Annotated in this window: 6 protein-coding genes; 3 read left to right on the forward strand and 3 right to left on the reverse strand. The window is 61.6% G+C overall.

The features are described from left to right. Positions 1 to 4 precede the first annotated feature (4 nt). Genes AQZ49_RS04065 through AQZ49_RS04075 form a run of 3 tightly spaced genes read right to left on the reverse strand, consistent with a single transcriptional unit; the run spans position 5 to position 2,719 of the window. On the reverse strand, positions 5 to 958 hold the full coding sequence (locus tag AQZ49_RS04065; protein WP_067613187.1) for a Rossmann-fold NAD(P)-binding domain-containing protein: 954 nt from the start codon (positions 956 to 958) through the stop codon (positions 5 to 7). A gap of 4 nt (positions 959 to 962) precedes the next feature. Beyond that, entirely contained in the window at positions 963 to 2,099 is a 1,137-nt protein-coding gene (locus AQZ49_RS04070; RefSeq protein ID WP_067613189.1) for a pyridoxal phosphate-dependent aminotransferase, read from the reverse strand. Beyond that, on the reverse strand, positions 2,096 to 2,719 hold the full coding sequence (locus AQZ49_RS04075; RefSeq protein ID WP_067613192.1) for a helix-turn-helix transcriptional regulator: 624 nt from the start codon (positions 2,717 to 2,719) through the stop codon (positions 2,096 to 2,098). The genes AQZ49_RS04070 and AQZ49_RS04075 overlap by 4 nt, the downstream gene beginning before the upstream one ends. Positions 2,720 to 2,980: 261 nt before the next feature. On the opposite strand from AQZ49_RS04075, the gene AQZ49_RS04080 reads away from it, so the two are divergent. From AQZ49_RS04080 to AQZ49_RS04090, 3 genes are all read left to right on the forward strand, one after another. Then, positions 2,981 to 3,907, forward strand: a complete 927-nt coding sequence (locus tag AQZ49_RS04080) for a LysR family transcriptional regulator (protein ID WP_067613195.1) — start codon at positions 2,981 to 2,983, stop codon at positions 3,905 to 3,907. Between the two features lie 292 nt (positions 3,908 to 4,199). Continuing rightward, on the forward strand, positions 4,200 to 5,159 hold the full coding sequence (locus AQZ49_RS04085; RefSeq protein ID WP_197410909.1) for a hypothetical protein: 960 nt from the start codon (positions 4,200 to 4,202) through the stop codon (positions 5,157 to 5,159). 118 nt (positions 5,160 to 5,277) lie between these two features. Continuing rightward, positions 5,278 to 6,171, forward strand: coding sequence for an MlaA family lipoprotein (locus AQZ49_RS04090; protein ID WP_231738714.1), 894 nt, complete (start codon positions 5,278 to 5,280; stop codon positions 6,169 to 6,171). The last annotated feature ends 1,046 nt before the right edge of the window (positions 6,172 to 7,217 follow it).

Genomic DNA, 7,217 nt, shown 5'->3' on the forward strand with positions numbered 1-7,217 from the left:
ACTATCAATGCGAGCCGCCCGACGCAGGGATGCTCGTACACAACCGGCGATAGACTTCGCTTGCGACGCCAACATCCTGCGCTGCAAGCCCGGTCAGATCTACCACGGTCAGTCCTGTATTGGCGATTTCCGGAGCCGCCAGCAAATCGCCGAGCTGCATCAGGCGCGTGTGGTGCAGGCGGCGCCCCTGGATTTCGCCATGATCCAGGCACAATGCGATATCGTCACAGACAATCCGGTCGGCACGGTCGATCACATCGGGGTCCAGTTCACGTTTGCCGGGCATATCCGCGCCGACAGCCACGATCAGGCGCACGTGATCGAGATCGACAGCCTTCAACAAAGGCACGCGCGACGGGGTGCATGTCACGATGGCCCTGGCCTGCGCGGCCACCTCGGACGGACTGTCGCACGGCATGGCTTCAAGTCCTGCGGCCCGAAGTTCGTGCACAAGACGCTGTACCGACGATGCCGTCCGCGACCATACTGCAACGCGAGCAATGCGGTTGTGCGCGCAAATCCGGCGTGCCTGGAACAGCGCCTGGGTCCCCGCACCGAGCACACCGAGCATGTCCGTAGCCGGTGGGGCACAGGCTTCGACCGCCAGCGCGCCGGCCGCCGCCGTGCGCGCGTCGGTCAGCCAGCCATCGTCGGCCAGCAAGGCAAGCGGCGCGCCGGTTTCTGCCGACAGAACCAGCATCAGGCCATTGCCCGAAGCCAGCCCCGTGTCGGAATTCCCGTGAAAGCTGGTCGCGACCTTGATGACGAACACGCGAGAGCCCGCAGCATGACCTGATTTTATGTGGCAGTCACCCTGCGGTTCGGCGAAATGCAGGTGAACAGGTGGTGGCGAGGCGATGTTTCCGTGCGCATGATCGATCAGCGCACGGCGCACAGAGGCAATCACCAGATCGGGCGTGGCAATCGACCGTATGGCAGCGGCGCTGAAGATGCGCATGGTCTTACGGATAATTGCGCATCACATGGGCGCGCATGGCGGCCAGTCCTTCATCGATCCCGTTGCGGCCATAGCCCATACGGAACCGATCCGGAGGTGTGGGTGTCAGCGCCGATGCATAGACGGACGGTGGCAACACCACGGCGCCAGCCTCTTCGACCAGCCGTCGTGCAAATGCCTCGACACCATCTGCACCTTTGTATCGCGGATAGATCACGATGCCGCCGTCGGGCGTGTAGCTTTCGAACAAGTGGGGAAATTCACCGAGAAAGGCCTGGACTTTGGCCAACCCGTCGCGCGCGAGCGCACGCTTGCGTTCCAGGATGGCCTCGGCGCCGTGCAGCGCCACCACGGCCAACCGTTCGCTGGGGGCGCTGTTGCAGATCGACAGATAGTGCTTGTAGCGGACCATCCGTTCCAGCAACTCGCGATCGCGGCAGGCAATCCAGCCCACGCGCAGGCCCGGCAGGCCATAGGCCTTTGACATCACGTTGAGCGACACGCCGCGTTCATAGGCATCGACGGCATGGGGCAGGCGCAGCGCCGGGTCGCGTTCGATCAGGCGATAGACTTCGTCGGAAAACAGCCAGATGCCGTGATGGCGGCACAGCTCGACCAGCGCGTCGAAGCGGTCTCGTTCGAGGATCTTGCCGGTCGGGTTGTGCGGAAAATTGATATAGACCACGCGGGTGTTGGGGCGAATGGCGGCGGCCACCCGATCGATATCCAAAGTCCAGTTCTGATCGGGCTCAAGCGGCACTCCGCTGACTTCGCATATCGACAGCGGCACGCTTTCTGCCGACTGATAGTTGGGGGTGACCACGATGGCATGCGCGCTGCGATCAAGCAGCACGCGATAGAACGCATAGAGTCCTTCCTCTGCGCCTGCGAAACACAGCACATCCTCGGGCGCGCAAAGGTCATACGTCGCGGCGATCGCCGCCCGCAGGTCGGGCGCGCCATATGGTTCTGTATAGCCCAAAGGCTGTTCCAGAAAACGATCGAGCGCATCCGGGCCGGTCAGCGCCAGCAGATCCCTGATCGACATCGTCTGGGCGTCCGACGCCGTCATGTGGTGTCTGGCGGCAAATTCCCAACGCCCGAGGTACGTTTCAAGGCGGAATTCAGGCAATGTGGTCATCGGTTGCTACTCCGTGCGGCCGCCAGGCGTTTGTAAAGCGTGGCGCGTGAAACGCCCAGGGCCGTTGCGATATGGTCGGCGGCCTTGCGAATGGAAAAGAAGCCACGCGAATCGAGTACGGCCGTCAGCGCAATCAGATCGGCGGTGGTCAGCCCTGCCAGCGACGCACTGCGCTGCGACAGGAATTCGGCGATCTGGGCGTTGATCTGCTCGCGCCAATCGGCGGGAAACAAGTGCTCTGCGCGCGGGGCCGTTGCCGCTGGCATCAGCATCAGCCGTTCAAGCATGGCGTGCGCCTGCGCCAGCGCCGACACATCTAGATTGATGCACAGCAGCCCCGCCGGGCTGCCGTCGTGCCCCGCAATCGACACCGACACCGATTTCAGGGCGCGCCCGTCATAGTTGGTCTTGGCATATGGGCCGATCACCGGTCCTGCAAACGGCTTCAGATCGGCAGTTTCGTTCAATGCGGGATCGCCCGCCCGCCGCTTTGAAAAAGCCCCGGCGATATGGAGGATCACATCCTGATCCAGATCGTGCACCACGACCTCCGCCTGCGGCTGCAACAACACGGCGACCGCATCGGCAATGGCAAAATAAGGTTCCGGGTTCCAGCGCATGTCGCATCCATAAGTCTCAATTTACAAATTGTCAATATAAGACAATTTGTCTAAAAGAGATGGACGCACCACCAGGTTTGCCGCTGGCGCGCGCTCGGTCATCAGCGATTGCGCGCATTGTCGAAGCAAGTGTGTGCCAGGATTGATTTTGCACACGGTGTCGCGATCTCTCTTTGCGGATGCCGGCGCCACACGCTTGCAAAGGTGACGCAGCGCTTCGCTTTGGGGTAGGACATCGTTGCGCAAGGGAGCGTTCGATTCATGGATTATTTTGCAGCGCTCAGGTTTTTTACGCGCTCGGCCGCGCTCGGAAGTTTTTCGAGGGCGGCGGAAGAGGAAGCCGTGAAAGTCTCGACAGTCTCCCGCCATATCCGCGCACTGGAAGCCGATGTCGGGGCAGCCCTGTTCAATCGATCGACCCGGCGTCTGCATCTGACAGAAGCCGGGCGCACGCTTCACACCCGGGCGCATGGCATCCTGGCCGACCTTGACGATGCGCGCAGCGCGACGCGCGAACTGAATTCGCGACCGCAGGGCCTTTTGCGGGTAACCGTGCCGGGCACCTTTGGCAGGCGCCATGTCATGCCGCATCTTTCGGATTTCCTTGGGCTTTATCCCGATATCAGGCTGGATTTGACGATCGAAAACCGGACGATCGATCTGATCGAGGCGGGTATCGACGTCGCGATACGCACCGGGACACTGCGCGATTCATCGCTGATTGCCAGGCGTCTTGGCGCGCACCAACGCATTCCCGTGGCGAGCCCGGCGTACCTTGCCAATCATGGCCCGGTTGCCCAGCCAGAGGATCTGCAGGCGCTTGACGCCATGAACTTTGCATCGACCTCCGATCTTACCTGGTATTGCCGCCCGTCCGGTTCCACGCCGGCCGACTTGCGCGGGGTGACGATGGCCGGATGGATCAGGATCAACGACTACGACGCGCTGTTGCAGGCGACCATCGACGGGTTGGGCGTGGCGCTGTTGCCGCGATGGCTGGTTGCGGGCGCGATCGAAGCCGGAACGCTGGTGGCGCTGCTGCCCGGTTACACATGGTCGGTTGATACGACCTGGGGAGAAACGGCGATCTGGGCGGTTTACCCGCCCAAGCGGATCGTCTCTCCCAAAGTGCGCGTTTTTATCGATTTTGTGGCGCAGCGGGTCCGGGACCAGCATGATTGGCAGTAAGCTGCTACCCACACTCGGGAGCACATCGATCCAGTTGATATCACGATCGACTGCTTGACTGACCGGCAGCGGTGCCGCGGCATTTGCGGATGTGTTCACGATTGATCCCCGATGCGCATGCGGGACTTGCCGTCCGTCAGTGGGGGTTTGTCTGCACGGCTCGACAGGGGTCGGTCCATACCCCGATGCGCAACAATCATTTGCCGATCGGGTACTTCATTCGAACCGCGGCGAGGCAGACAGTCGGGACAAACGCCACCCTGACCTGACGCTTCACAATCGGAGAACCACGATGACCATGCTCGATTTGCCTTCCGCCGACATTGACGCGGACGATGATGCGATCGTTGTTGCACAAGATAGCCAAGGGCTGTTTTATGAATACAGCAAGGCTGCAGACCCGATCCGGCCCAGCCTGACCCCGCGCGTGCCTTTTCGCTTTTTTCCGGCTTCGCTGCATGCCGATGGTCCAACCGGCATCCGGCCGCTTGATCTCAGCACCGAACTGAAAACCGAAGGCCCGGCGACGAGTCCAGGTCTCAGCGCAAACTTCGTCCGCGTGCTCAAGGGGGAACACCTCGCACTCGCGTCAGTCGCCACATCGATGGTGTTCTATGTTCTGAAGGGAGAGGGTGCGGCCCACCAGTTGTCGGACCGGTTTGCGTTCGCGCAAGGTGACTTCTTCACGTTTCCGGGCACCGCCGATGTCATGCTGATCGCAACCGAAGACACCACGCTCTATTACGTCGATGATGCGCCGTTGCTGCGCTATCTCGGCGTGCGCCCGGTTTGCGCCCGCTTTCAGCCGACCATCTACAAAGCTGATCGTGCGAATGCCGAACTTGCCAGGGTCGCGAGCGATCCGGCGGCCTTGCATCGCAGTCGGGTGAGCCTCCTGCTGGGCAACACCGCGTTCCCGCTGACCCGCACCGTCACCCACACGCTGTGGGCGATGTACGGCCTGATCGGTGCCGGCTCTATCCAGCGGCCCCACCGGCACCAGTCGATCGCGCTCGACCTGATCGTCGACTGCGCGCCGGGGGTCTATACGCTGGTTGGTCGCGACATCGATGCAGACGGCACCATCGTCAATCCTGTCCGGGTCGACTGGAAACCGGGCTGTGCCTTCGTGACGCCTCCCGGCTACTGGCATGCCCATTATAACACTTCGGGCAGCGAGGCGCGGTTGATCCCGATTCAGGATGCGGGTTTGCAGACATATTTGCGTTCGTTGGATATCCGTTTCGCCTGATCCGGACGTCGCACAGCGCGTCGCCACGGGCCGGTGCCGACTTCGAAACGCGCCCTTTCGCGCGTTTCGAAGTTGACACTGAGGTGTGGGGCGACGCGATTGGCGGCGTCATCATCGCGTGGCAGCAAACGAACGCAATCCGGATGAGATCCCCTCGGCGACGCTGAACGCCTTCACGCGTGTGCAGCGTATTGCCTTGGCCGCTGTATTCCTGCTGAGCCTGGCCGCACCGGACGTGAGTCTGGCGGCTGCCCCATGCGAGGCGACAGAAACGGTTGTTCCTGCCGAACAACCTGCCCCCGCCGACACCGGGGACGCGGCAACCGCGTCAGCACAGCCGGTCGATCCCACGACGGCAATCGTGGTTACGGGGGCGCAGCGGCGATCGAGTGCGGACCCTTTGGAAACGGTCAATGAAAAATCCTATGCGGCCGTTCAGGCGGCAGACCGCCTGGTCGTCGCGCCGATTTCCCTTGCATATGAAAAGACTGTTCCCAGCCCGTTGCGCGACGGCATTCACAACGTGCTCTACAATTTGCGCGAACCGGTGGTGATTGCCAATTTTCTGCTGCAACACCGGATCGGCAAGGCGGGGCGATCGCTGGCGCGCCTGGCGATCAATTCCACGATCGGTGTCGGCGGACTGTTCGATTTTGCCAAGCGCAAACCGTTCAAAATTCCTTTTCGCCGGAATGGTTTTGCCAATACGCTGGGATTTTACGGGATCAAGCCCGGCCCATACATGTATCTGCCCATAGTCGGTTCGACGACACTGCGCGATCTTGTCGGAACGGTTGCCGATCGCATGTTTCTCTCGTTGGCTGTTGGCCCGCCCTTCACGAGGCCCGCCTATCGCATACCGGTCATCGTGCTTGGCACAATGGACGACCGCCTGGTCAACGATGTGCAGATCAAGCAGATGAGGGAACAAGCCAACGCCTACGTCGCCACGCGAAATGCCTATCTGACGATCCGCGCCGAAGAGATCGCGGCATTGCATCACCCGGATTGAATCGCGCGTCGCCTGATCCCGTTCTCGAAGGGAAAGGTCGACCGCGCGGCGGCGCAATCAACAGGACAATTGGCACGCTCTGGCGGGAACCGATCGTGCCGCTCATATCCGGGGCGCTGACCGTCGGTGTCGAGACTTGCAACGGCGCGGGACCATTGCGATCGTTGGGCCAATTTTCGGCCTATGACCAATCGACTTTTCTGACCGCGGATACGCATCTTGCTGGCAGGTGGTGTCGCCCGGCACCGGTGGGGCCAGTGCCGGGCGATCTCACACCTGCCGGGCGGTGGAACAGACCCGAACCGCCCTGCAGATCACGCCTTGATGCTGAACGTCGATCCGGACATCAGCGATTCAACTGCACTGGCGATCTGTTGGCCCGGACTCGATGCCGCAGGGCTGGCGGCAGCCGGCGGCGGACTCGATTGGCTGACGGTATTCTGCTGTTGGGTCGCCCATGCTGCCGAAGCAGCGCTGGAACCCGAACCACCTACACGCATTCCCATATCAATTCTCCCGAATGGGATGTTGATGACGCACCGAAGCACAAGAACGACCGGCAGATGAGATGGTTAAGCCGACAAGGCTGGCACGTCGCTGTCGGCGACGAAAAGCGGGTTCAATCGCAGGGTGAAAGTCTGGGTCGCCCGAGGCTGGAATCGCTTCCAGCATCCGGCGACCCAGTACGTTCGGCAGCAATACTGGTCAGCCTGGTGCCTGGCCATTGCCGACGAACGCAATTCCCAGCGGACTGGTGCGTCTGAAAGTCGCTGGAAATAGAATTGCGTGTTTGCGAACGAGCCACGCAGGACCGTTTGGCCTGGCGGCGATCCGGGCGAAGATTTGGATATCGGTTCCGTTCACCTGCCTGAGACGCCGCGCCCGAACAGTGTCCGCAGTGCGTCCCTGGAAAGATTCCCGCACATATTAGGCCAAACTGCACTGACGTGCAGTCATACCTCCCGCCCCGCCATCCCGCCCGACCACCATAGCCTGATAGTATCGTTGGTGGTCGGGCGGGGAGGTATGAACAGCGCTTTTTACGG

It is taken from the genome of Novosphingobium sp. FSW06-99, assembly GCF_001519065.1.
GTDB lineage: Bacteria > Pseudomonadota > Alphaproteobacteria > Sphingomonadales > Sphingomonadaceae > Novosphingobium.

Bases quoted from the DNA above. Each gene is read 5' to 3' on its own strand.
- AQZ49_RS04080 (WP_067613195.1), top strand. From the start codon at position 2,981: ATGGATTATTTTGCAGCGCTCAGGTTTTTTACGCGCTCGGCCGCGCTC.
- AQZ49_RS04075 (WP_067613192.1), bottom strand. From the start codon at position 2,719: ATGCGCTGGAACCCGGAACCTTATTTTGCCATTGCCGATGCGGTCGCC.
- AQZ49_RS04065 (WP_067613187.1), bottom strand. From the start codon at position 958: ATGCGCATCTTCAGCGCCGCTGCCATACGGTCGATTGCCACGCCCGAT.
- AQZ49_RS04070 (WP_067613189.1), bottom strand. From the start codon at position 2,099: ATGACCACATTGCCTGAATTCCGCCTTGAAACGTACCTCGGGCGTTGG.
- AQZ49_RS04085 (WP_197410909.1), top strand. From the start codon at position 4,200: ATGACCATGCTCGATTTGCCTTCCGCCGACATTGACGCGGACGATGAT.